The organism is Sporosarcina beigongshangi (genome assembly GCF_033485195.1).
GTDB lineage: Bacteria > Bacillota > Bacilli > Bacillales_A > Planococcaceae > Sporosarcina > Sporosarcina beigongshangi.
This window is the reverse complement of the sequence record NZ_JAWLIR010000006.1, coordinates 60,585-84,720: the sequence shown is the minus strand read 5'-3', so window position 1 is coordinate 84,720 and position 24,136 is coordinate 60,585. Positions and strand designations below refer to the sequence as shown.

Annotated in this window: 22 protein-coding genes; all 22 read right to left on the bottom strand. The window is 41.4% G+C overall.

What is annotated here, in order from left to right; genetic code table 11:
* Positions 1 to 81: 81 nt before the first annotated feature.
* Entirely contained in the window at positions 82 to 876 is a 795-nt protein-coding gene (locus R2B77_RS04820) for a histidinol-phosphatase HisJ family protein (RefSeq protein ID WP_203247385.1), read from the bottom strand.
* A gap of 92 nt (positions 877 to 968) precedes the next feature.
* Positions 969 to 1,925, bottom strand: a complete 957-nt coding sequence (locus tag R2B77_RS04815; RefSeq protein WP_203247384.1) for a transketolase family protein — start codon at positions 1,923 to 1,925, stop codon at positions 969 to 971.
* A complete protein-coding gene (locus R2B77_RS04810; protein WP_203247383.1) occupies positions 1,922 to 2,773 on the bottom strand; it encodes a transketolase in 852 nt (283 codons plus the stop codon). The genes R2B77_RS04815 and R2B77_RS04810 overlap by 4 nt, the downstream gene beginning before the upstream one ends.
* A gap of 11 nt (positions 2,774 to 2,784) precedes the next feature.
* Positions 2,785 to 4,158, bottom strand: a complete 1,374-nt coding sequence (locus R2B77_RS04805) for a PTS ascorbate transporter subunit IIC (protein ID WP_203247382.1) — start codon at positions 4,156 to 4,158, stop codon at positions 2,785 to 2,787.
* A gap of 15 nt (positions 4,159 to 4,173) precedes the next feature.
* Positions 4,174 to 4,458: a PTS sugar transporter subunit IIB gene (locus tag R2B77_RS04800; RefSeq protein ID WP_203247381.1), complete on the bottom strand. Its 285-nt coding sequence runs from the start codon at positions 4,456 to 4,458 to the stop codon at positions 4,174 to 4,176.
* A 67-nt stretch (positions 4,459 to 4,525) separates the two neighbouring features.
* Positions 4,526 to 6,574, bottom strand: coding sequence for a BglG family transcription antiterminator (locus tag R2B77_RS04795; protein WP_203247380.1), 2,049 nt, complete (start codon positions 6,572 to 6,574; stop codon positions 4,526 to 4,528).
* 388 nt (positions 6,575 to 6,962) lie between these two features.
* Positions 6,963 to 8,330, bottom strand: a complete 1,368-nt coding sequence (locus R2B77_RS04790; RefSeq protein ID WP_212391477.1) for a DHA2 family efflux MFS transporter permease subunit — start codon at positions 8,328 to 8,330, stop codon at positions 6,963 to 6,965.
* Positions 8,331 to 8,393: 63 nt separating this feature from the next.
* Positions 8,394 to 8,954: a TetR/AcrR family transcriptional regulator gene (locus R2B77_RS04785; RefSeq protein WP_203247378.1), complete on the bottom strand. Its 561-nt coding sequence runs from the start codon at positions 8,952 to 8,954 to the stop codon at positions 8,394 to 8,396.
* Between the two features lie 220 nt (positions 8,955 to 9,174).
* Positions 9,175 to 10,014 carry a methyl-accepting chemotaxis protein gene (locus R2B77_RS04780; protein WP_203247377.1) on the bottom strand — a complete coding sequence of 280 codons (840 nt, stop codon included), beginning with the start codon at positions 10,012 to 10,014 and terminating at the stop codon, positions 9,175 to 9,177.
* A 318-nt stretch (positions 10,015 to 10,332) separates the two neighbouring features.
* Positions 10,333 to 11,586 (bottom strand): MFS transporter, encoded by a 1,254-nt coding sequence (locus tag R2B77_RS04775; protein ID WP_203247376.1) that lies wholly within the window; start codon positions 11,584 to 11,586, stop codon positions 10,333 to 10,335.
* A gap of 91 nt (positions 11,587 to 11,677) precedes the next feature.
* On the bottom strand, positions 11,678 to 12,721 hold the full coding sequence (locus R2B77_RS04770) for an MBL fold metallo-hydrolase (RefSeq protein WP_203247375.1): 1,044 nt from the start codon (positions 12,719 to 12,721) through the stop codon (positions 11,678 to 11,680).
* A gap of 271 nt (positions 12,722 to 12,992) precedes the next feature.
* Positions 12,993 to 13,931 carry an alpha/beta hydrolase gene (locus R2B77_RS04765; protein WP_212391441.1) on the bottom strand — a complete coding sequence of 313 codons (939 nt, stop codon included), beginning with the start codon at positions 13,929 to 13,931 and terminating at the stop codon, positions 12,993 to 12,995.
* Between the two features lie 57 nt (positions 13,932 to 13,988).
* Positions 13,989 to 15,101, bottom strand: a complete 1,113-nt coding sequence (locus R2B77_RS04760) for an FAD-dependent oxidoreductase (RefSeq protein ID WP_203247374.1) — start codon at positions 15,099 to 15,101, stop codon at positions 13,989 to 13,991.
* A 72-nt stretch (positions 15,102 to 15,173) separates the two neighbouring features.
* Positions 15,174 to 15,929 carry a GntR family transcriptional regulator gene (locus R2B77_RS04755; RefSeq protein WP_203247373.1) on the bottom strand — a complete coding sequence of 252 codons (756 nt, stop codon included), beginning with the start codon at positions 15,927 to 15,929 and terminating at the stop codon, positions 15,174 to 15,176.
* Complete coding sequence (locus R2B77_RS04750; RefSeq protein ID WP_212391439.1) at positions 15,926 to 16,615, bottom strand: 3-oxoacid CoA-transferase subunit B; 690 nt, start codon at positions 16,613 to 16,615, stop codon at positions 15,926 to 15,928. The genes R2B77_RS04755 and R2B77_RS04750 overlap by 4 nt, the downstream gene beginning before the upstream one ends.
* Complete coding sequence (locus R2B77_RS04745; RefSeq protein ID WP_203247372.1) at positions 16,608 to 17,303, bottom strand: 3-oxoacid CoA-transferase subunit A; 696 nt, start codon at positions 17,301 to 17,303, stop codon at positions 16,608 to 16,610. The genes R2B77_RS04750 and R2B77_RS04745 overlap by 8 nt, the downstream gene beginning before the upstream one ends.
* 16 nt (positions 17,304 to 17,319) lie before the next feature.
* Complete coding sequence (locus R2B77_RS04740) at positions 17,320 to 18,273, bottom strand: MBL fold metallo-hydrolase (protein ID WP_203247371.1); 954 nt, start codon at positions 18,271 to 18,273, stop codon at positions 17,320 to 17,322.
* Between the two features lie 71 nt (positions 18,274 to 18,344).
* Positions 18,345 to 20,054, bottom strand: a complete 1,710-nt coding sequence (locus R2B77_RS04735; RefSeq protein ID WP_203247370.1) for a CocE/NonD family hydrolase — start codon at positions 20,052 to 20,054, stop codon at positions 18,345 to 18,347.
* Positions 20,055 to 20,096: 42 nt separating this feature from the next.
* Positions 20,097 to 20,510 (bottom strand): Zn-ribbon domain-containing OB-fold protein, encoded by a 414-nt coding sequence (locus R2B77_RS04730; RefSeq protein WP_203247369.1) that lies wholly within the window; start codon positions 20,508 to 20,510, stop codon positions 20,097 to 20,099.
* Between the two features lie 3 nt (positions 20,511 to 20,513).
* Positions 20,514 to 21,677 (bottom strand): thiolase domain-containing protein, encoded by a 1,164-nt coding sequence (locus R2B77_RS04725; protein WP_212391437.1) that lies wholly within the window; start codon positions 21,675 to 21,677, stop codon positions 20,514 to 20,516.
* Between the two features lie 177 nt (positions 21,678 to 21,854).
* Positions 21,855 to 22,814, bottom strand: a complete 960-nt coding sequence (locus R2B77_RS04720) for a phosphotriesterase family protein (RefSeq protein WP_203247368.1) — start codon at positions 22,812 to 22,814, stop codon at positions 21,855 to 21,857.
* Between the two features lie 85 nt (positions 22,815 to 22,899).
* Entirely contained in the window at positions 22,900 to 23,964 is a 1,065-nt protein-coding gene (locus tag R2B77_RS04715) for a phosphotriesterase family protein (protein ID WP_212391435.1), read from the bottom strand.
* Positions 23,965 to 24,136: the final 172 nt, after the last annotated feature.

The following is a 24,136-nucleotide window of genomic DNA, read 5'->3' as shown; positions in this document are numbered from 1 at the left end:
ATTCGTTGCTTATAGCAGTCGAATCCTTTTGCATATGGTGTACAAAATTGTATGTAGAAACTCTTTATTTACTAACAAATTTCACAAGATCACGGGACTCGGCTTTCTTTTTTCATATTTATACACATGTTTAAATCCGCAACTCTTTGCCAATAAAACAGCTTCCTCAAGATGACTCCCCACTGTAGTGGCAGCGTGGGAATCAGAACCTATCGTTAGTAGTTCTCCGCCTAAATCTCTATATAGCTGAAGTATTTCAATCGAAGGCAGTGGTGCATTTAACGTAGTCCTCCATCCTGAAGTATTGATTTCTACTCCAATGTTGCGCTCAATTGCTGTTTCTAAAATCGCTGCCACTATATCCTTATATTCCTCAAATACATAATGACCATAAAGAGGAAATGCATAACGTTTTAGTAGATCCAAGTGGGCGATGATATCTATGTCTGCATGACGAACCATATTCAAAACTTCTAGAAAATAGTTTGTGTAGGCTACCTTTTCTCCGTGGTTTTCAAGATATATTCTTAACTTTTGTTCATTTAGATTATGAATTGACCCTAAAATAAAATCTAAATTCAATGGTGCCAAACTTGCGGCATATTGATCTTTGAGCAGATGTGGTTCACAAAGTTCAATTCCAGCTTTAATGATTAACTGATTGTTAAATAGTGCTCGGCACTCAGCAATCTCTTTCAAGTAGTCTTTAAATACAATATGCCCATATGTTGGTGCGACTGGATTAACGGAATAATGTTCGGTAAAACAGACTTCTTTGATCCCTTTGTCAACTGCGGTGTTGCAGACATCGACCATTGTAGCAGTCGAATCAAAAGAATGATTTGTATGGTGATGATAATCAAGTAAATACTTCATAATCTTTATTCACTCCTTCTGAAATTTGTTCATTACAACGAAAAGAGTCAGCCCCCTGCATTTTCACAGTGTTGACTGACCTACTTTTCTAGTTATTTAAAATATGTTTGTGCAACCTCGACAATATCAGATGCAGTTAACTGATAGTATTCTTTCAAATACTCTGTAAGTCCGACTTGGCCGAATTGCTCACGCACTCCCATCCGTTTAACTGGGACTGGGTAATTTTCAGATAAAGCCTCGGCAACAGCACTGCCTAGTCCACCAATCACATTATGATTTTCAATCGTAATAATTTTACCTGTTTGTTTTGCCGCCTGAACTAGTAAATCCGTATCAATTGGTTTAATCGAATACATATCAATAACCATCGTATCAATACCTTGCTCCTGCAATTCTGTAGCAGCTTTTAGCGCCTCTGCTACCATCAGGCCTGATGCTACAAGTGTAACATCTTTGCCGTCACGTAACACTTTCCCTTTACCTTTCGGGAATGTTTCACCTTCCTCATACAGTTTCACCGCATTTTTGCGGATTGTTCGAATATAATGTACGCCGTATTCTTCATAAGACTGTTTTAAAAGCGCTTTAAGCATTGTGCTATCACTTGCCTCATATACGGTCGCATTTGGAATGAGGCGAACCAAACCTAGATCTTCGAACGACATATGTGTCCCACCGTTATGTTCCGCAGTGACTCCTGCATCTGACCCAAGAATCTTGACATTCAGTTGGGCATAACCACAAGAAACAAAGAGTTGGTCAAATGCTCTTCTTGTCGCAAACTGAGCGAATGTATGAACGAATGGAATTCGACCTGTTAATGCTAGACCAGCGGCAACACCCATCATATTCGCTTCCATAATCCCAATATTGACAAGTTGATTTGGGATTTGCTCTTGGATTTTATTTGTACTAATCGAGCTCATTAAGTCTGCCTCTAGCGCGATTACTTTTGCATCCGACAATGCTAGTTCTAAAAGTGTTTCTGCATACGCTTGTCGCATTTCCATTTGATCTGTTTCAAGCAATAGTTCTGTCTGAGTCATGAGAATACCCCCTCTTGTGACAACTTATCCTCTAGTTGAGCGATTGCTTCTTCAATTGCTGCTAAATCATCCTCGTTCGGTCGCACATGATGGTTATCCATCTTTTCCTCAAGGAATGGAACGCCTTGCGCTTTCACCGTATCTAAAATGATTGCCACAGGCTTATCATGTTGTTGCTTCCCTTTCAAAATCGCTTCACGGATTGCATTCAAATCACGTCCGTCAACGTGAGTAGCTTCAAAGCCAAATGCACGGAACTTTTCTGCAAAATCAAATGGATTACAGATATCTACAGTCAGTCCGTCTAACTGCTTTTTATTATCATCCACTAAAACAACAAACTTGGATAACTGATTGTGGGCAGCAAACTGGATTGCTTCCCAACATTGCCCTTCATTTAATTCACCATCACCAACAATTGTGTAAGTATAGGAATTTTTGTTGGCAAGTTTGTTTGAAAAGGCTACCCCCGCAGCAACGGAAATACCTTGCCCTAGTGAGCCTGTCGTCATTTCTACCCCAGGTGTCTTATTACGGTCTGGATGGGACGGAAGATTCGTTCCATTTTTATTCAACGTATAGAGCCAATCACGATCGAAGAATCCCTTCACCGCGAGTGCTGCATACAATGCTGGTCCCCCGTGCCCTTTCGATAAAATAAAGTAATCACGCTCTGGATCATCGGGCTGATTTGGATTAACATTCAACACATCTCCATAGAGTACCGCAAGGGCTTCCACGATAGAAAGACTGCCCCCATAATGACCGAATCCCAAATGATGAAGCTCTTTTAATGTCCATAATCTGATCTGATCCCTAAAATGAGTTAGCTCTGCTATGTTAGTCATATGATTACTCCTTATGCTGAGACATCCGCCCCAGAAACTTGTTTATTTTTACGAACAATACTCCAAATGACTGGAATTAGTACCGCGATAATTACGATGATTGTTAAACCAGTTGCTCCAAAGTATTTTGCAGCATTCCCCAATAAAATTCCAGATGCCGCAAAGTCAGCGTCAGAGAACGTTGCATTCGCAAAGCCTAAGTCTCCAAGAACAGGCATTAGGAATACTGGTAGGAATGTGATTAACAAGCCATTGGCAAAGGCACCGATTGTTGCACCACGTACCCCACCAGTTGCATTACCAAATACTCCAGCCGTTGCCCCCGTAAAGAAGTGTGGCACGACACCTGGTAAAATTATGATTCCGCCAAAGGCCCCGAGTGCAAACATTCCGACAATTCCGCCTAAAAAACTAGAGAAGAACCCAATTAACACAGCGTTCGGCGCATACGGAAATACAATTGGGCAATCCAGTGCAGGCTTCGCATTTGGCACAAGCTTCGTAGAGATTCCTTTAAATGCAGGAACAATTTCAGCCAATACAAGACGAACACCTGATAATATGATGAACACACCAGCCGCAAATGTAACAGCCTGAATAACCGAGTAAACAATGAAATGAGTACCGCCACTTAATTCACTTTCGATAAAGCTTGCCCCTGTAAATAAAGCTACAATTACATACAATAATGTCATTGTTAGTGCAATACTTACTGAACTATCTCGCAAAAATGCTAATCCTTTCGGGAAATTAATCTCTTCCGTTGATTTCGATTTTTTTCCAACAGCTTTCCCAATCACACCGGCTAAAGCATAACCAAGTGTACTGAAATGACCAAATGCAACTTGGTCCGTGCCCGTGATTTTCTTCATAAAAGGTTGCGCAATTGCAGGGAAGATGGCCATAATTAGCCCCAGTGCAAGCGAACCAATCAATACAAGCATAGTCCCCTCTAAACCACCCACCATCAGAATAACTGCAATCATACAAGCCATATAAAGTGTGTGGTGACCCGTTAAAAAGATATATTTCAAGTTTGTGAATCTAGCAATTAAAATATTCGCCAACATCCCAAAAAACATAATTAAAGCAGTGGTTGATCCGAATTCCGTAAGCGCCATTGCAACAATCGCTTCGTTATTTGGTACTACACCATTTACATTAAAGGCATGTTCAAACATCTTGCCGAATGGCTCCAATGAACCTACGAGAATCCCAGCACCCGCAGCGATAACAATAAATCCTAAAAATGATTTTGTCGTTCCTTTAATCACTTCACTCGCAGGCTTCTTCTGAATCATTAGTCCAACAAAAGCGATCAAAGCGATTAACACAGCAGGCTGGCTTAAAACATCCATGAACAATCTTAATACTTCATTAATCATTCCGCTCAACTCCTCTTATAGTTTTCCTAATTCCGCTAATTTCAACTTCAATTGCTCTACCAATTCAACCCGATCAATAATACTATTTAGAACAACAGTCTTCTCTTTCAAGCCCAATGCGCCTTCAGCAATATCTCTTCCCATTACAAAGAAATCGGCCATATCAGGCGTAACTGAGCTTAAATCGATATGTTCAACAGAAATCCCAGCGACTCCAAGATCATTTAACACCTCCTGAATATTCATTGATAACATAAAGCTACTTCCTAATCCTGATCCACACACTGCTAGTATTTTCATTTTCTTCTCCTCCTATAATTGGGTAGTTTTTAATTCTATTTCTAAACAACTAATTTCATTACTTCACCTATTGAATCGAGTACTCCTCTACCAAACAAAGAATATCCTGCGTTGTCTCCGCCTCCTTTAAGAGCTTCAATTTATCTGGATTACTTAGCAACCTCGTTAATTGTGCCAATGCTTTCAAGTGTGTTTGATTGTCAATTGCCGATAAGCAAATGAATATTTCCACTTGATTGGCTTCACTATTTAATAAATGTGTAGCTTTTTTTAATTTGAGCAAGCTCATTCCTAATTTGTTAACGCCGAATTCTGGGCGTGCATGAGGAATTGCGACTTGCTCACCGATGATAATGTACGGCCCAAGTTTTTCAACATTCTCAATCATGACATCGATATATTGTTGTGTAATCGAATCATTTATAAGTAACGGTTCCGCTACTTTAGAAATTGCCTCTTTCCAGTCAGCACAGGCATCTACAAATTGAATATTTTCTTCGATTAATAAATCTTTTAACACTGGTTGATTCCTCCTTGAAACCGAGGCATTACTTTGAAACAAAGCCCGTTGCAATGCGCTCTTTAATAATTCTGGTTGCTTGATATCGGCATATTGACGGATAATCTTCAATAATTCATCTGAAGTTGGCGAATGATAGGATCGTTGAAATGCAGCCTCTTTGACCGTATGAACAAGTTCCTTTTTTTCCATTTCACTCATAATCGGTCTAATCATATATAGCGGTTTTTTTGTTTTTAATAAAACCGTGGAAAATACAAGATCATACTCTGCTTCAGCGAGTTGTTGAAATTCATAAGATGACAATGATGAAGTCCACTGAAATTGCGGGAAAAGCGATTTCAATTGATTTTCCAACATTAGACTTGAGCTAATTCCATTTGGACAAACAATTAGTGCTCTGAATACCTTGTTGTGGTTCTCATTTTCTTGTTTAAGTAACCCACCAAAATGAAGGGTTAGGAAACCAATTTCGTCCTCCGGAATGGTAATATTCAATATTTCTTCAATCGGTTTTAATATTTCAGTCACTACGGTAAACAAGTCCTGATGCTCTTCTTTAATCTCAACTAATAAAGAATTCGTAATGGGTATTTTAAAGAGCATTCGATAATAAGCTGGCTTAAAGTGTAAATATAACGTTTCAACTGCCTTGCTTTTGTCGGCCAACTGAATATATGCGTAACGTTCAAAGCCCTCAATAATTTGCTCCGTAATCGCAAGCAATGCATCTGTACCTTTGGGGTTAACTTCACCCTGACATATACCAAGTAATTGAATCGTAAGAAAAGCAATTTCTTCTGGTCGGGTTGTATATCCTAACCGTTCCTGAATGCGCGTAGAAATTTCAAAGGCTTGTTTCTTTTCTAAATAAGTCACCGTGTCTGGGTAAATGAGTACCCATTTCATTTGTTGCTGGCGAATATGGAGCATTTGCAGTAAATAGATGAATTCTACCAAGCGCTCTTCGATGAACTTGAGTGAATAATGCTGTTCAAGCTCCTTCAATACCTGTTGGTAAATATCAAACTGATTTTCAAACCGTTGTTCATGAAAAATGAACGTCAGTTTCTCGTGTGCATACGGCTTCGTCTTTAACGCCGAAATTGCTTTGAGTATCAAATTCCGCTTATCTTCTTCTGACCCTTTTAAATGATAGCCTCGTTCTCGCGTATAACCGACCTCCACGCGAAAATCTGTACTAAACTGATTGACTCGTTTCACGTCAGCACTTACGGTGTTTTTGCTAATACCGAAAAAGTCTTGAAAATGAAAATTAGAAAGTGGCTCGCGCCTGATAAATGTATATAATAAAATAATGATTACTCGTTCTTCTTGGTCGAAAGAAAATTGTTTAGCCACAAATTCTGCACCATGATTCTTCCAATCATTAATAACTTCTAAGGGTATCCGAATACGATCATTCGAAATTTGAACCGGCGGTAATTTCTTATCGATTAGAAAATCATTAATTTTATCAATATCATATTGAAACTGACGTGTAGACAAATTCAATTTATTTATAAACCAAGGAAGTTGTACTGGCTGTAACTGCATTAATTGGTGAAATGTATTAGAGCTTCTACTTTCCAACATGTTTAGTGCCTCCTCTGTTTAGACTATAATTGAAATCGCTTTCAATTAGAATGTAATTTGGTCACAAAAGTTGTCTGAGTTTTCAATCCGCATTGGTACGCATACTTTTCCGTACTTTAAAGTTCTAGAAACTTTCCTAACTATGAAAGCAGTAATACAAAGAATATATGTAGCGCTACCATCTCATTATTTCCAGGTTTATTAGGTCACCAAATCAAACGAAAAGAACGTTTTCAAAAAGAGATAGACGTTGTGTTCGCCAAATTCTTCTCAATTAGCCAGTAGACAAAGTTTTCGATTTTAAGGTGGAAGAAAAGTAAAAGACATCAACCACTCAAACTTTTTGAGTGATTGATGTCTTTTTCATTATACAGGGTGACGATGACAGTCACTTAATATTTGAGCCAGGCTTTTTCATAAATAAAGACAGTACAATATTAATCACCGCTAATGCTAAACTGATTGTAAAGACCAATGATGATCCCGAAGCCGCGGCTTGCGCTGGCTCATTCGCAACAGTTTCTAGGTAACTATTTTGTTTTGCAGTTAAGAGTGACACCATTACTGCGATACCAACGGCACCAGCTACTTGCTGAATCGTTTGAGTGATAGCGATTCCATCTGGATAGAACCTTCTTGGCAGAGAATTCAGCGTGTTTGTTTGGACAGAAGCGAGCACCGCCCCTACACCTAACATCATAATAACAAAGGATAATACAATCACCCATAAAGCTGTGTCTGTACCAAATTGTGCATACATTACGTAACCAATGGCCACCAAAATTGTGCCAGGTGTAATCACTGCTTTCGGACCATACCTGTCAAATAAACGACCAATAATTGGTGCTAATATACAGTTCAACAAGCTACCTGGTAGTAGGATGAGTCCTGTTGTAAAAGCGGCAATGACTAATGCCATTTGCATATACATTGGCAAAATAACGAGCATCGACAACATATTAAAGAACGTTATGAAGCTCATAATGACGCCAATAACAAAAAGCGGGTAGCGGAATGCTCGTAAATTCAGCATAGGATCTTCCATTTTCATTTGTCGAATCGCAAAAATGATGAGTGCTATGAGTCCAACGATAATTGTGCCAAGGACAGTTGTACTGGTCCAGCCAGCGACGCCAGATACACTAAACCCGTAGACAATCCCCCCGAAACCAATGGTCGAAAGAATTACAGATAATGCGTCAATCGATACCTTGCGAATCTCATTGACATTCGGTAAATAAACAAGCCCGAAAATAAGAGAAAACAGCAAGAAAGGTACTGTAACCCAGAAAATCCAATGCCACGATAGTGTATCTAAAATAAGGCCTGCGATTGTTGGACCTAGTGATGGACCAGCCAACATCACTAACCCCATAACCCCCATTGCAGCGCCTCGTTTATTGGGAGGGAAAATTGTAAAAATAACATTTTGTGTTAAAGGTAAACTAATCGCCAGCCCTGCCGCTTGAACGACTCGTCCCGCGAGTAGTACACCAAATACAGGCGCTACTGCCGCTATAATTGTACCGACAAGAATTAGCAATACAGAGGTTATAAACATTTGACGCGTGGAGAACTTTTGCATCAGAATCCCTGTTACGGGAACTAAAATACCCAACGTTAAAAAATAACCTGTCGCTAACCATTGAACCGTTGTAGAATCAATCGTGAAAATTTGACTTAATTCTACAAAGGCGATATTTAATGCCGTTTCACTAAAAAGCCCGACAAAGCCAGCTACTAAAAGAGCCGCCATTATCGGTCCTGTTTTGATTGGTTGTTTCGTTTTTGCTGCCGTATTGGTTTGTGTATTCACTTATTAAAACTCCTTCAATAATTTTGATAGCATATGCGAAATAGTTTTTAGTGGCTCGCTTGCTTTTTGTGTTAAACAAAGCATTATTCCACCTTCGATAGAAGCGGTCATCATAAGTGCTATTGAATAAGCCGCATCTTTTGAAAATCCGTCCGCTACTAACTTTTGAAAATAAATATCTTGCATTTTTTGATACAGCTGAGCGCATGCCATTCGAACTGGATCACTTAGCGAGGCCATTTCGCTAACCATACTGCTAATTGTGTACCCCGTAATCGTTCCTTCTGTTTCAAAATTAACGATTAATTTTGAAACCATTGCATGTGTAGCTTCTTGCGTACTCGGATACCGTTCAAAAATTTCCACGATATCCTCAGTAATCGCTTCATTCAGAGATTGAAGGCAAGCGATTAGTAATTCTTCTTTTCCATTCGAAAAATGATGATAGAGCGCACCTTTTGAAATCCCACATGCTTTAATAATTTCGTTTAGTCCTACGCCTCTATATCCTTTTTGTTGAAAAAGCGTTGTCGCGATGTCGATTATCAGCGATTTTGTATCCATTTCCGTAGCACACCTCCACCATACCAACCGGTCTGTTTATCATAATAGCAAAAAAAATCTCTATAAGTCAACACTTTTTCTTTCTGAAAATACTTGCTTTCATATTTCAGGCATCCTCATCGATGGACTCCCCTCAAGTCTCTCCACTTCTATAAAAATAAAAAGTCCTCAGATCATACGAGATTCGAGGACTTTGTGATTCCCAATGTCATTGAGTCAATTAGTTCGAGTTTAGTGCTGCTACCCTTGTGGAATTCATCAGTTCTTCAGCCGTTGTATCAATTAACGTAAAGGAATCTTTCAACTCTTGAACGCTTGCGGAATGCTCTTCGGCAGTTGCACCAATTTCTTGGATGGAATTATTGTTTTTATTTATTGCAGCAGTGACATTTTCAAGATAGTCGATGATATTGACAGCCGACACTTTGCTTTGGTCCGCCATCCTTCCAATTTCATGCGCAACAACCGAGAAACCTTTCCCGTACTCTCCGGCTCTAGCTGCTTCAATAGATGCATTTAAACCTAAAATCTTTGAGTGGTTGGCGGTATTTTGAATGGACTGGATGACCTGATTGGCCTCCTTGATCAGGTTCATGACAAAGGCTGAATCACTCGAGATTTCATGCGTTTTAGCAGCGATGACATTCGAAACCTCTACCAGCTCTTCTGTCGTATCAATCATTTTCCCAACTGCCTCTGTTAAATACGATGCGATCTTTCTTAAGTTATCTATTTTTTCCGTAGAAGTAGCTGTAATGAGTAAACCGACCACTTGTTGATTTTCTATAATTGGATTCCAGGTAATAATTAAGGGTGGACTTTTTTCATCATCTGTTTTAAATTCTAAACTATTCACCTTACCCGTTTTTAGTGATTCTTCCATAGGCTGGGTCAAAAAACCTTCAATTGGGGTACCGACAGGAATTTCTAACGTATCAAAACTGGCTAATCGCTGGACAAGAAACTTCTCAGTATCTGTTATGTTTACAGTAGTGGGCTCGGTAAACGACATTTGAATAAGTTCTACATTGTTTATAATTTCTTGAAGCTTTTTTGACATGTAATGCACCTTCTTTATTTTTTATTAATAAAAATTGGTTTTCAAAATAAAATACCTTAGTCCACTTCTCTACTTGAGAGGTGAACTAAGTCATTTCTTACAAACTAGATTTATAAAATCCCAGCTATTTTGTTTTCAATCTGTCTGTAATCTGATAGAATTATCATGGTTGTTTTTAAGGGCGTCTTCTGTATGACTGTTAGCGCAGTTATACATTATAGAAGACGTCTTTTTTTTCAGCGGATTGACCTATCCTTTTTGAAAACACGGTGATAATCATCACCTTCCTCAATTAATTACACTCCTACCAAAATACATTTAAGCAAGGTTTTCTACTTCATTATTTACTTCTGGGCTCGTTGCAAGCTTAGCTGGTACAGTTTCTTTAAAGAATAACGTGAAGATAAATGCAAGCACTGCAGCCCCCGCGGCAACAAATAAAGGTGTTTGTATGCCGTACATGTCTGCTAAAGCACCATTTATCATTGGATTTAAGAAGCCGCCGACAAGCTCGCCAATACCGATTGTTAAACCAATTGCAAGACCGGAATATTGTAATGGAACAGATTCAACCGGAATGACTGACATCGACATACCAATGACACCTGAACCAGCCGAACCGATGAATAAAAGAATCATCATTAATGGAATTGAATCCACGAATACGATTGATAAGGGTACAAGAATTAATAACAAACCCGAAAATGCAGAAGCGGGTTTACGCCCCGTTCTCTCTGAAATAGTTGGGATTAAGAACCCAAAGATTGCATAACCAACACCGAAAGAAGCCATTACAAAACTCATTGTTGTACCAGACAAACCTTTTGCCTGTACTAAATAGGTTGGACCGAAAATTTGGAATGCCATAAGTGTTGTCATTACTAAGCTGAAAACAACAATTGATAGCCAAATATTTCGGTGTTTAAGAATATCTTTCACTTTGACTTTTTCAGTGGATTTGACAGCATGCATCGCATGGAATTTCTTTGAATCTGGATTTTTCACTGTTTTCAAGATGAATAAACTTAGAATAATCCCTGGAATAATCGTTAAATAGAATGCCATATGCCAGTCAAACTTTGTGGCTAATGCAACGAGTAATACAGGCGCTAAAATACTACCAAATAAAGCATTACTTGTGTTCATCGTGAAACCTAGGTTAAATCCGCGACGATTTTCCGATGATTCCATTGCTAAAATGGATTGTGTTTGGGGAATCATTGGACCTTCTACGATACCCATTAATAGACGGAGCACAAATAGCATCGCAAATGTTTGTGCAAAACCATGTAATAGCGAAATGATAGAGAATGCAATGACTAAGAATGCAAGCATTGTTTTTTTACTTTTCACTTTATCCGAGATGAATCCGCCCAAAGGACCGGAAATTGACCAAGTTAATGCAAGACCTGCTCCTAGTAAACCTAAATGCGTATAGTTTAATCCAAGGTCTACAGAAATCATTGGAAATAAATAGTTAATCGCCAAACGGTCAAAGAATACGAACCCAATCGTGAAGAAGAAAATGATGACTAACTTATTTTCATAATTCCAAAATTTTTTCTTTTCCATACTCTCAACACCCCTTCAAGTTTATCCTTTTAATCAGGATACTTTTTATCGATTTCTCCGAAGTATAGCGCTTACAATTTTGAACTTCGATTCATTCAATGTCATATGACTTTAGGGATTCCGCAATAATCACTTCCCCCTCATAACCTTGCTCTCGCAATATTTCAGTAGTAAGCTCTTCATCCATTTCCCCATTAAATAAATGAACGAGTAACATCTTTTTATAATTTCCCTGTGCTGCCGTTTTACCGACCTCCTCCAAACTTAAATGCCCTTTCTCCAAATTAGGCTTCAATTTATTAAACATCCCATAATTCGGATCACCTTCTTTTACTTCCGTAAGCATCCCATCCATGACAACAAGATCCGCATTTTTCGAGAATTCAATCAGAGGTTCATTGTACAAAGTGTCTGATGTAATAACCACCGTCTTACCATCAGCCTCAAATTTGTAGGCTACCGTTTTGATTGTATGAGGGACATTCAGCGTGGAAATTTTCACGCCGTCCAGTTCAAATTCCTCTCCGCCGGATACTTCCGTGATCTCCACGTCTTCAATAATCCCTTTTGGACTTGTAAATCCAGCATCAATACGGTATTGAATATCCTCCCCATAAAAATCCATCGCGAAATCATAGAATTTTTTTGTACCCTCTGTGCCGATCAAATTTAATTCGGGTCTTGGTGCATGCGTTGCCCATCCAGCAATTAAAATCGTTAAGAAATCTGTATTATGATCCGCATGATGATGAGTAAATAAAATATTACTCACTTCCGAAGGTTGCACACCCGCTCTTGCCAGTCCATTTGTACACCCAGAGCCACAATCAACGAGGAACTTTTTATCTTTGTATTCAACCAGTGTAGATGACCAAGTTTTTGTATTATAAGTTGACGGAGAGCCTATCCCGACTGTAGTCACTCTAAATCCATCAGGAATTTCTCTTACAGGTGCTACCTTGGGACTGTACGTTTCCGTTTTGTCCGCTGTACCAGCCACTGCTTCTTGTTCATTTGAAATATCTTGACCTGATGCTTCTCCTGTTGTCTTTTCATTGTCACCGCCACAACCAAATAGAAAGAACATCGACAAAACAACCGTGAATACTAAAAGACTCGATTTTTTACCTTCCAATAATATCATCCTCCTCTGAATATTTAGTTATTTACAACTACGTGAACACCCCCTTTCAATAATTACTACGTCAACTAGTTTAGTAGCCAAATAGGCTGTCGAAAAGTATCGACAGCCTAAATGACTCCAAAGAATCGCCGTCCAACATCTGTATATTATTATGACAATTGAATTTTAAACAGTTTCATTCACTTCATTTCAAATGACCTATCGTAAAACTCTTTGCATTTCTATACAGATCTTGGCGAACGATTTCTTTTTCAGATGAGCCTCAACTTCTTACAACGCTTTTTTTCAAAAAGTTACCAATACGCTTGTAAACATCTTTATATTCATCGAGATGCGTAAACTTACCTAAGAAGCCATGCGTAATCCCTTCGTATCGTTTTGTTTCAACGTGTACGCCACATTTTGATAAATTCTCGGCAAATAGTTCACCTTCATCTCGGAATGGATCGTATTCCGCTGTGAGGACGAATGCTGTCGGAAGATTTTCCAATCGATCCTCTCGAATTGGTGAAACAAGCGGATGATCCGTATCCACATTGCCCCGTAAATAAAAGCCGTTCAGTTTAGCTAATTGGGCACTTTCTACGAAATAGCCAGTTCCATTTTCTGTTAATGATGGGTAGCGGAATTTACTGAAATCGAGATCTAACGACGGATAGAGCAGCACCTGCTTCGTGAGCGTAAATTCTTTTTTTTCACGTGCCATTAGCGAAACTGCAGCAACTAAGTTACCGCCAGAGCTATCCCCTGCAAGAGCGAGGTTCCGCCCATCCCATTGTAATTCGCCCTTATGTTCTGTTACCCATTTTGTGACATTGTAGCAATCATTTAATGCCGCTGGGAACGGATGCTCAGGCGCCAAGCGGAAACCAACTGAAACTACTTTATAGCCAGACTCCATACAAATCGGACGAATCACTTCGTCATGACTTTCTAAACTTCCCGAGAAGAATGCACCACCGTGGAAAAAGAGGAGAACGGGATACGAGTCACTTTCCCCTGGCGTATAAATTCTCACTGGTACATCCGCTTCAGGTGTAGAAACGATTTTATCTTCAACAGCATAAACTTGCACGCGTTGTTCAACAGGTAAAATCGGTGCATCGAACATTTTCCGATGCTCTTCTGGAATGACTTTATGATTAGGGTTATATGGTGGAATCGAATCTAAAATCTTTTTTATCTCTGGATGCACAGGCATCTGTAAGAACCTCCTTTTTTCATTCCTTTTAAAATTTTGGCAGTTCAAGCTGTTTTTTTACATGTTGCCAGCTTCCAAGTGCGCTTTTTCTGGGAAGGCCGTTTCTGCTTGATCTGATGGGAATAAACGAGATAATTCTTGGTAAAGCTTCGTAATTGGCTTACGCTGCTCTTCGTACTTTTTTAAAGCCTCAGCGACTGTTTCAGACTCAACGATTGCTTTTGCCAGCACTTCAGCATCTTGCATTGCCATGTTAGCACCTTGGCCTTGGTTGTGAAGCATTGCGTGAGCAGAATCACCAATTAACGTTACTGTATTCGTTGTCCACTTGTTAATTGGATCAAGATCACATAAAGGACGAGTTACAATATCTTCTAACTTGATATTGTCAACAACCTTTTGAATTGTTGGGCCGAAGCCTTTCATACTCTCCATAATTTCTTCTTTCGTTAATTCTGGACGCCATGCGAACTCACCCGGCACTGTAATGTCTACAGATACTTGGTTACGGTCTTGAAGTGGCAAGAAATAACATGAATTGTCGCCGTCTACGTAAATACGTAGGATGTTTTCATCTGAAGCCATACCAAGGGCTTGATCGAAATCGATGAGTACACGGTGTGCAAGATAACCAGAGTATACCGGTTCAACAGACTCGAATACCTGATTACGAATAGGTGAACGAATACCGTCTGCTGCAACGACGATATCAGCTTCGATTGTTTTTCCGTTCGCAAACTTCACTTCTGCATAATCACCATGATCGATGACAGACTCACAACGATGATCTAGGTGAAGTTGATCAACTGGAATACCATTTATGAGCGTATCTAATAAATCTGCACGATGAACCAAACGGGCATATGCTTCTGTTTTGTCATCTGTTAATACTGGCCATGCTTCTTTAATGAGGAGATGGTCATCTCCAGCAATGATTTCCATATGATTACTTCTTGTTGTTACTTTCTCTAGTGCTTCGTAAAGACCCCACTCTTTAAAGCATCTTACACTTGGTGGTCGGACACCAATACCGGCGCCTACCTCGCCAAACGACGTTGCTTGTTCATAGACATCTGCTCGAATCCCTTTTGCTTTCAATGCGTTGGCAACTGATGCGCCTGCAATACCCCCGCCAATAATTGCAATCCTTAATTCCCCTTTTGATTTCATAAACATTTCCCCCCAGTTTGGTTTTGTTTTAATGCGCTTACATAACTATGAACTTCTAAACCTCACTCTATCTCAACGATTCACTGAAAAAGATAACTTGTAATCATCGGCTATATGGATAGCCTTTCTCCAGCCTATTAGCCTATCATTACGGGTATATAATTTGGTTTCGGTTACAAGAACGGGGCCTCTATCTTTAATACCCAAAACCTCTGCCTCCATCTGGCTTGCACCAGATGCATGGATTTGGTGATCACCTCGAGAAATGAAAATACCTTGTTCCCTCTCAAGCAGCATAAAGACACTTTCAGCTTCCTCAAGCTCCCGTGTAGTCGGTTGAAAATCCTCTGAGACGAGCAGGTAGGTCTGCGCCCATACGAGCGGCTTCCCTTTGAGCAAAATTAAACGAGAGATTCTCAAAACTTCCTCACTCGGATCAATATGGAGAATCTCACACAGATTTTCTGTCGGTAATACCCGATCAACACTTAATATTTTTGACTTACAATCCATCCCTTGCTCGCGTAGAAAACCAACTAGCCCTCCTAACTCAAGCCCTAGAGGTCTTACCGGCAGTTCTTGAACAGGGAAGGTGCCCTTTGCTCGTTCTCTGTAAACATAGCCCTCATCGACAAGCTCCTTTAGTGCCTGACGAACAGGCGCCCGGCTCACGTGGAAACGCTCAACTAGCTCATGCTCGGTGCTGAAGGGACGACCCGTCTCAATTGCAGCGGCCTGTAGCTCTCTAATCAATATTTCCTTGATTTGTTTATATAATGGAATCGGCGATTGGCGATCAATGGTATGTTTTAGTGCGTGTCTAGTCATTGCTCTACTCCTATAGTTTCTTTTTGTACGTCAGCATGTAGCTTAAGTGGTGCCGCCGTATGTTCTTGTACGTATTCAAACGTCACACCCGGAGCAAGTTCACGAACAACAAGTCCAGTATCTGTTACATCGATTATTGCAAGGTTTGTATAGATACGATCCACACAACGAGGAGCCGTTAACGGATACGTGCATTCATCTACAATTTTTGGTCCCTGCTTACTCGTGTGTTGCATAAACAGGAAAACGCGCTTACTACCTACCGTTAAGTCCATTGCACCCCCAACACGTCCAAGGGTGGCGTTTGGCAGCTTCCAGCTGGCAAGATCACCATACTGCGAGACTTGGAATGCGCCAAGCACTGTTGCATCGAGATGTCCACCACGGATCATTGCAAAAGATTCTGATTGTGAGAAGTAGGAGCCGCCTGATTTTAATGTAATGGGTTCTTTTCCTGCATTGACAAGGTCTGGATCTTCTTCACCCGGTTCAGGTTTCGGACCTAGTCCGAGCAGACCGTTCTCACTATGCAAAATGATTTCCCGACCTTCAGGAATAAAATCAGCTACAAGTGTCGGTAAGCCAATCCCCAGGTTCACGAACCATCCATCTTCTAGGTCAAGAGCTACTCTTGAAGCTAAGTCTGGCATTGCCCATCCAATAGCTTGTTGTTGGTCTTTACTCATTCACTAACATCCTCCCTTCGTGCTGCGACTCAACTTGTACTAAACGATGTACATAGATGCTCGGTGTTACGATTGATTCGGGATCGATTTCCCCGACTTCTACGATTTCGTCCACTTCGGCGATTGTTATTTTTGCAGCCGTCGCCATCACCGGGTTAAAGTTACGCTGTGTTTTTCGGTAAACAAGATTCCCCCAGCGGTCCGCCTGATGTCCCTTGATAAAAGCGTAATCACCTGTGATTGCATTTTCCAAGACATGTAAACGGCCATTGTACGCTCGTGTTTCCTTGCCTTCTCCCAGCTCAGTGTGGGCTGCTGTTGGCGTGTAAAACGCCGGTATGCCCGCTCCTCCTGCACGAATACGCTCCGCTAATGTTCCTTGTGGGGCGATTTCTAACTCGATCGTTCCATTCTGAAGACGCTCGATTAGCTCATCAGCATGTGGACCAACAGGGAAAGAACAAATAATCTTTCGTACTTGATTATTGCTGATGAGTGCCGCAACACCATCACTAACCGCACCAATATTATTGGATACAACCGTCAAATCCTTAGCTCCCTGCTCTACTAGAGCAGCTACGAGATGTGAGGGTAGTCCGCTTCCGCCAAATCCGCCAACGAGCAATGTTGCGCCATCCTGCATATCGGCGACAGCTTGAGCTGTACTTTCAAACTTTTTCTGAATCATTTGGATTTCCCTCCTCTCATTTATCCTTTTCACCAATAAGTTCTTCTTTATAGGCATTCATCGTTACAAAGAAGGCACAAGGTAAGTTCCGTGGATCACCTGTATAGCCAATTTCATCAGCAATCGATCCAAACGGTCCATATAGGCTATCACTTTCGGTGGACTGTACATCTTTGGATAGGTGACGCCCGACAATATCCACTAACTTCGCATCCATCTCAAGACTCGCTTGAAGCATAGCAGAAACTGCATCCCCTTCAACTTCTGGGCTAATAATCACACCCGTTGCATCTCGAAAATGATGTCCCAAATATAAACGATTTGGACGCACTTCCTCTAGGAGATGTTGTAAACTTTTGCGATAGAGCGTTGGTTGCTCAATTACAGGAATCCCACTCAGCGCACCACCATACATTTGCACAGCATCGGCTGCAAATGCCCACTGAACACCTTCAAGAACATAGGTCACTGACCCAATTGAATGCCCTGGCGTTTCCACTACAGTCATCGATACGTCACCACCAAATGATAAACGGTCACCACCAACCACTTCAACTGTCGGTACGAGGTCTTCTCCAATATCGTTCATCAGCATCGCTACATGCTTTTCCTGAATCTCGGCATCGACATATTTTCCTTGAAGCTGTTTGTAGTCTGTTAGATGTGCACTTCGATTACGTAGTAAATAGGCTTCCTTTTGGGGAATCACAACCTCAGCACGGCCATTTGTTTTCTCCCAAACTGCTCTGGCGCCGCCAAGATGGTCTACGTGACCGTGGGTTAAAAGAATCCAACGAATAGCTCCAATACTTAAACCATTTTCAGCAAGAACTGTCTCAATTTCTTGTGAAGCTGATGATGCAATACCTGTATCAATCAGTACCGGCTCTGGCGCGTCGATGTAGTAGGCATACGCTGAGGTCGGACCAAATTTACATTCAATCGGAATAACGCGCACTGAATTTGTCAAGTTGTTCACTCCTCTCATCAAGTTGCTTCTACAATGCTTAATTTAAGAGATTCAGCCAGCTCGGCACGCTATTACTTTTCATTCTCCTTATTCAGCACGTTGAACTCTTTTGGAATAACCGGTAACACTAAACGAGATGGATGATCCTTGTCTCGATAAATTTTGTGCATTGTCGCACGTCCACTTGGTAAGTGGTAGCTATCCGGTGGTAATAATTTTGCATCTTCTCCATCCAGTGGTTCGTTACAGGCAAGTTCCAATTCAATGCGATGCCCTGGTTTGATTAAAAATGAGAAGGGATATAGGCGAATCGCATACTCATTAATTTCACCAGGAATTACGGGTACCACACGGTTGTGTGGATGCCAAGGCTCACCGTATGTTGATTTTTCTTCGTCTAGTTCACGGTGGGATGCTTTTAAATAACCCGATGTCATTAATGTCCGTTTTCCACTAGGATCTACATCATAGAGCTTCGAGATGAAATTCGTATCATCTGTATCGATTTCTGCATGAATATATAATGCTCCTGTACCTGTCATTTCTACAGGTTCTATGAATTTATCACTCGTCCACTTAATCGTTTCAGATTTAGTTGTGACCGTTAATGGAGCTTGATAGAAACCATCCGGATGTGCATATTGAGAAGCTAGTGGCTCTGGTTTCTCGCTCATTTTATGGCGTGGACGTAAGTAGAACTCTTTCTTTTCTTCATAAGGTAGCGGCCATTGATCTTCACCGCGCCATTTGTAGGAGCCCTCTACCGAGAACTGAACGGACGGTTCATCCATAATGCCTGTATCAATACCTTTTAGCCAGTAATCATACCAACGGAACATTTCGTCATGATTTTCATGGAATGGGCGCTCTAACATCGGCGGAAGCGCTTGGATATCGAGCTTTTTAATACCGGATACTTTATGGAATCCTTCTAATGTCCCCTCCACATTCCAACCACGCCCCCACTTCGCTTGGAAATAAACCGGAATATCCACTTTATGGGCTACCTCAATTGCACTGTTTTCCTGCCAGAACGGACCATCTAGTGGATTTAGTAAGTAATCCATCCACAGTTCGTGACGATCCTGATAATGTAAGAGGTGAACAAAGTCTGACCAATGCGCAATATCTGGATCGTTTAAACGTTCTTGCGTTTTTTGTTTAAGCTTTTCTGGCGTGAATACTTTCGAGCTCTTACTTGCTACGTTATTAAATGCATTACCACTGTCACCGCCGCGTCCCTCACGAGAAGCACGTGGCATTAACCACATAATTCCGCCGTGATAACAAAGCTCATAAAGGTCGAAGTGACCCCCATTTGCGAAAATCGCTTTCAAATGTGGCGGTTTTTCTGCTGCCCCTAACAGTTGAACGGAAGCAAAATATGAAATACCAATCATCCCAATATTGCCATCGCACCAATCCTGTTCTGCTAACCATTCAACGAGGTCATAAATGTCCTTGCCATCGCCATGACCACCAGAGTTATAGTTACCACACATTTGTCCTTCAGAGCCACCTGTACCTCGCGTATCTGCGATAATATGAGCATAACCACGCGACACTACTTCCGTAATATCCCCAGCTTCAATTGCGCCGTTCCAAAGATGGCTTGGGCGTGCTTGTGGAGGTAACGTAAGTGCTTGTGCTTGTAGTTCTTTACCGTATGGACTAATCGCAAGTAATGCAGGTACCTTTCCCGAGCCCTTAGGACGGTAAATATCTGCAGCAATATGTACACCGTCACGCATTTCAATGCGTTCATCCTTCGTAATTATCATGTAAATTTGCTCCTCCCTTAAATCCTTCTGACAATATTCCCGCTACTCCTCAACTCGTGTGAAGCACGGTATAAAAGAACCTGGATTTTCTTGATCTCCGCTTTGCTTGAATACTACTTTTGCCCTTTGATTTATGCGCACCTCATCTAGGTCGCAATCGACAATATTTGTCATCATTTTCGGACCTTCATCGAGCGTAACGTAGGCGATGGCATATGGTACACCCCGTCGCATGACACTGTACGTGTAAATACTGCCAGTACCCTTCGCTTCGATCCACGACGTCTTATCACTCATGCAATAGGGGCATAGCACGCGTGGATAGTAATGGTATTCCTCACAAGAATCACACTGTTTTATCAATAGTTTACCTTCTGCGGTGGCGTCCCAATATTCCTTGTATTCCGGATGAATTTCGGGGACTGCCATCGTTCTGTCTTGATACGGAGTTGCCATGCTTTACACCCTCTCCAAGATAAGTGTTGCACTACCATGACGGCTTCCGAGCCCGCCGCCAGTACCGTGAACTAATGCAATGTCACAATTTTCCACCTGTACTTGTGGGTTTGCTTCCCCGCGCAACTGGCGAACTGCCTCTATTACTTTTATGATGCCGCCCCGACCCGCTGGATGATTGTTATTCAAACCGCCACCATCCGTATTGATAGGGAGCTTGCCAACTCCTGAAATTAGGTTCCCATCAGCGACAAACTTACCACCTTCGCCTTTCTTACAAAAACCTAAATCCTCAAGTTGCATTAACACAGTAATTGTGAAGCTATCATAAATAGAGGCATATTTAACATCATCCGGCTTAATCCCAGCTTCTTCAAAAGCCGCAGGTCCTGACCAAACGGCTCCCGTATAAGTAAGATCCACTTTGCCACCCATCTGGCCCTTAGGTGCTTCGCCACCACCCATTACGCGGACAAGTGGACGCTTCAGACTTTTGGCAATCTCAGGGCTTACTACAACTAACGCGCCGCCCCCGTCGCTCACTACACAGCAATCCATAAGATGTAACGGATCCGCAATGATAGGAGAGGCAAGAACATCTTCTACTGTTACCACATCTCGTAGCATTGCGTTTGGATTGTATTGTGCATGATGTGAGGCTGCAACTTTAACCCATGCAAGTTGTTCACTAGTCGTACCGAATTCATGCATATGACGCATCGCAGCCATCGCATACTCATTCACAGCAGTCGGCCCAAAAGGTAGCTCGAACGGTGCGTCGGGTACATTCGCACCAACAACCTTCTGTTTAACGCCACTTCTGCCTTCTGAACGTGGACGACCTGCCATTGTAATCAAGGCGACTCTGCATTTACCTGCCGCGATTGCCTGCGCGGCATGTGAAACTTGCGCAATGTATGATGAACCACCAATTTCAGTAGAATCTAGATGGCGTACGTTCAGACCCAAGTAATCGACCATAGACAGGACACCGCCAGGAGCATCACCCGCACAAAAGTAGCCATCTACATCTTGAAATGTGAGCCCCGCATCTTTTAGTGCTCCTTTCGCACATTCTGCATGTAGCGCTGCAACAGATGTATCGGGAGCTTTACGTAATGGGTGCTCAAACGCACCCGCAATATAAGCCATTCCTCTTATGCTCATCTGCCCTAACCTCCTCGCTAATCTCGTTCAACCACTTATCTTACCTCTGCAATCGACATCTATATATTTTGAACTAATGATGCCATCGACTCTCCAGCGAAGGCGTCTAACTGGGGTAGTCAAGCGTTGTTAGTAGGATTCTTTAGTTCAACATATATAACGTGATGACTTTTCGCATTAACGAGGTTCTTGCATCGTTAAGAATGTTGCAGGTGTGTGGACTAAAAGCTGTTCAATTTGCTCTTCTGTTACACCCGCTTTACGAATATCTGGTAAAAATTCTTCAAATAAATAATTTACAGAATGTCCTTTTAATCCCGGCCATCCTAATGCACAGCAGTTCGCATCAGCTGCGATTACCGCTTTTTCTAAAAATCCTTTTTCAAGAAATCGCATGAAATGGTCCACACGATCTTTACGATAACGTCCCCAATACGGTGGATTCTCCATATCTAAGTCATAACCAATTGTATCGAAACCAACATAGCCGCCCAGGTTTGCGATGACAGAATCACGCACTTCATCTACGTCTTGACCTACATCGGCATGCCCCATTAATACTCGATTTAATGGAAGATTTTCCGATTCAAAAATTTCAATAGCTGTGTCTGGGTCTGTTGTTAAATGTGTAATGATTGGAGCACCTGTTTTCACTGCGGCACGCGCAGCTGCTCGGTAAATCTTTTTATCTAGTTCGCTTAACTTACCGCCGCGACTAACGCCAACTTTAATGGCACCCGCTTTTGCACTCGTACCCGCAATACCAACTGTTACTTCCTGGACGAATAAATCTGTTAAATAGTCAACTGATTTCTCACGGAAGTAAGCTAATGCGGAGTCTCCGGCTACGAAGCCAGTTACAGCAACAATATGAACGCCAGTTCTGCGTGATAACACTTGAAAATACTCAAGATCACGCCCGTTGCCAATACCTGTACAATCCACAAATGTTTTACCACCATGTTCACGGAAGCGACGTAACTTCGCAATTGTTACTTCAAACGCTTCATCCGGTTTTTTCCACCATTGTGTGTCTAAGTCGCAACCTGGCAAACCAAACCCAATATGCTCATGCAATGATGTAATCCCTAAATCTTCTGTTGCAATCGGGACTAGAACTGTATTAACCTTACCCATTCCATTCACTCCTTGTTTTCACTTTTTATGAAGCAAGCATAATTTTTTAATGTTTCAGACTTTTAACAACATGCATATGCCTCACTTAATGATCGACAGGAGAGAATAACTCTTTCCAAGCAGTTGGAGAAAACTCTCTAATTTTCAGCTCAGCTGACGTATCTACAGTCAATACACGTTGTGGATTTTCTTCTAACAATGTACGCACTTGTTCGTCCGTCACACCCGCTTTACGTAATAAAGGAATAAAAGTCGAAAGTACGTAATCAAATGCAAGATCTTTTGCCTCATGGCCTTTTGCGACACCTACCGCACTTGTTGATAAAAGTACCCGGTCATCTAAACCAGCTTCTACTAATTCAACAACTAATTTCACACGTTCTGCATCACTCACATAACCGTCCTCTGAACCCCAACCAATATGGTCGATTGCTACATACGCACCGCGACGGGCAATTTCTACATACGCTTTACTTGCCACCGCGGCTTGACGGTCGATACTTCCAATAATGACTCGACTTGGGTCGACACCTTCAGCTAATAAAAGTTCTAAATCTGCAACTGCATCAGCGCCATATTGTACCGAAACCGCGACGCCTGTATCACGAGCTGTTTGAGCAGACCCTTGGAAAAGGCTCTGCTCTTTCTCCGTAGTACCTTCTTTGCTAGCGATTGAAATGACCAAGCCAGCAGCTGTTGAACGCTCAACACGTGGGACAACAACCCCCTCAACAACTTCTTTCGTGAATAAACCTGCAAATTTTTCTGCTTGCCACGGAGTAGGAGGATTTGTTTGCGGTGTAACGAAATAACCACCCAATAACTTTTCAGGTCCTAAGCCCGTCGTAGCAATAATATGTATGCCTGTAGCTTTTGATAGTGATTGGTAAAGCCATACATCGCGACCATGGAACATCCCACTGGCATCTACGATTGTTTTCCCGCCTTGTCGACGGAAATCATTTAACTTACGTTTTAACACTTCAAAAATTTCGCTTTTATCCATATTAATTTCAGGTGCTAATTCCGCCCCTGGATAAACTGAAAGAAGCGATTCATTGATAAGCACAACACCTAGTTCATGTGCTGGCACCGGACCAAGGACCGTACGAACAACCCCTGAATTTTTCTCTTGTAAATGATTTAGCATTATAAACTCCCCCATCATTTGTAATCGCTTTCTTTTTCGATCATACAATCTCTAGAATATTAACAACATATTATTATATTGTTATGCCAAAGTCAATCAAGTTTCTAAATCTTCTATTTTGAATAAATATTTAAAACACTGCCATATCCTATTACTACGCTTTCCTTACTAA

What these genes read in the sequence shown, in the direction of transcription:
- R2B77_RS04820 (WP_203247385.1), bottom strand. Translation starts at nt 876, where the DNA reads ATGAAGTATTTACTTGATTATCATCACCATACAAATCATTCTTTTGAT.
- R2B77_RS04815 (WP_203247384.1), bottom strand. Translation starts at nt 1,925, where the DNA reads ATGACTCAGACAGAACTATTGCTTGAAACAGATCAAATGGAAATGCGA.
- R2B77_RS04810 (WP_203247383.1), bottom strand. Translation starts at nt 2,773, where the DNA reads ATGACTAACATAGCAGAGCTAACTCATTTTAGGGATCAGATCAGATTA.
- R2B77_RS04805 (WP_203247382.1), bottom strand. Translation starts at nt 4,158, where the DNA reads ATGATTAATGAAGTATTAAGATTGTTCATGGATGTTTTAAGCCAGCCT.
- R2B77_RS04800 (WP_203247381.1), bottom strand. Translation starts at nt 4,458, where the DNA reads ATGAAAATACTAGCAGTGTGTGGATCAGGATTAGGAAGTAGCTTTATG.
- R2B77_RS04795 (WP_203247380.1), bottom strand. Translation starts at nt 6,574, where the DNA reads ATGTTGGAAAGTAGAAGCTCTAATACATTTCACCAATTAATGCAGTTA.
- R2B77_RS04790 (WP_212391477.1), bottom strand. Translation starts at nt 8,330, where the DNA reads ATGGCGGCTCTTTTAGTAGCTGGCTTTGTCGGGCTTTTTAGTGAAACG.
- R2B77_RS04785 (WP_203247378.1), bottom strand. Translation starts at nt 8,954, where the DNA reads ATGGATACAAAATCGCTGATAATCGACATCGCGACAACGCTTTTTCAA.
- R2B77_RS04780 (WP_203247377.1), bottom strand. Translation starts at nt 10,014, where the DNA reads ATGTCAAAAAAGCTTCAAGAAATTATAAACAATGTAGAACTTATTCAA.
- R2B77_RS04775 (WP_203247376.1), bottom strand. Translation starts at nt 11,586, where the DNA reads ATGGAAAAGAAAAAATTTTGGAATTATGAAAATAAGTTAGTCATCATT.
- R2B77_RS04765 (WP_212391441.1), bottom strand. Translation starts at nt 13,931, where the DNA reads ATGCCTGTGCATCCAGAGATAAAAAAGATTTTAGATTCGATTCCACCA.
- R2B77_RS04760 (WP_203247374.1), bottom strand. Translation starts at nt 15,101, where the DNA reads ATGAAATCAAAAGGGGAATTAAGGATTGCAATTATTGGCGGGGGTATT.
- R2B77_RS04755 (WP_203247373.1), bottom strand. Translation starts at nt 15,929, where the DNA reads ATGACTAGACACGCACTAAAACATACCATTGATCGCCAATCGCCGATT.
- R2B77_RS04750 (WP_212391439.1), bottom strand. Translation starts at nt 16,615, where the DNA reads ATGAGTAAAGACCAACAACAAGCTATTGGATGGGCAATGCCAGACTTA.
- R2B77_RS04745 (WP_203247372.1), bottom strand. Translation starts at nt 17,303, where the DNA reads ATGATTCAGAAAAAGTTTGAAAGTACAGCTCAAGCTGTCGCCGATATG.
- R2B77_RS04735 (WP_203247370.1), bottom strand. Translation starts at nt 20,054, where the DNA reads ATGATAATTACGAAGGATGAACGCATTGAAATGCGTGACGGTGTACAT.
- R2B77_RS04730 (WP_203247369.1), bottom strand. Translation starts at nt 20,510, where the DNA reads ATGGCAACTCCGTATCAAGACAGAACGATGGCAGTCCCCGAAATTCAT.
- R2B77_RS04725 (WP_212391437.1), bottom strand. Translation starts at nt 21,677, where the DNA reads ATGAGCATAAGAGGAATGGCTTATATTGCGGGTGCGTTTGAGCACCCA.
- R2B77_RS04720 (WP_203247368.1), bottom strand. Translation starts at nt 22,814, where the DNA reads ATGGGTAAGGTTAATACAGTTCTAGTCCCGATTGCAACAGAAGATTTA.
- R2B77_RS04715 (WP_212391435.1), bottom strand. Translation starts at nt 23,964, where the DNA reads ATGCTAAATCATTTACAAGAGAAAAATTCAGGGGTTGTTCGTACGGTC.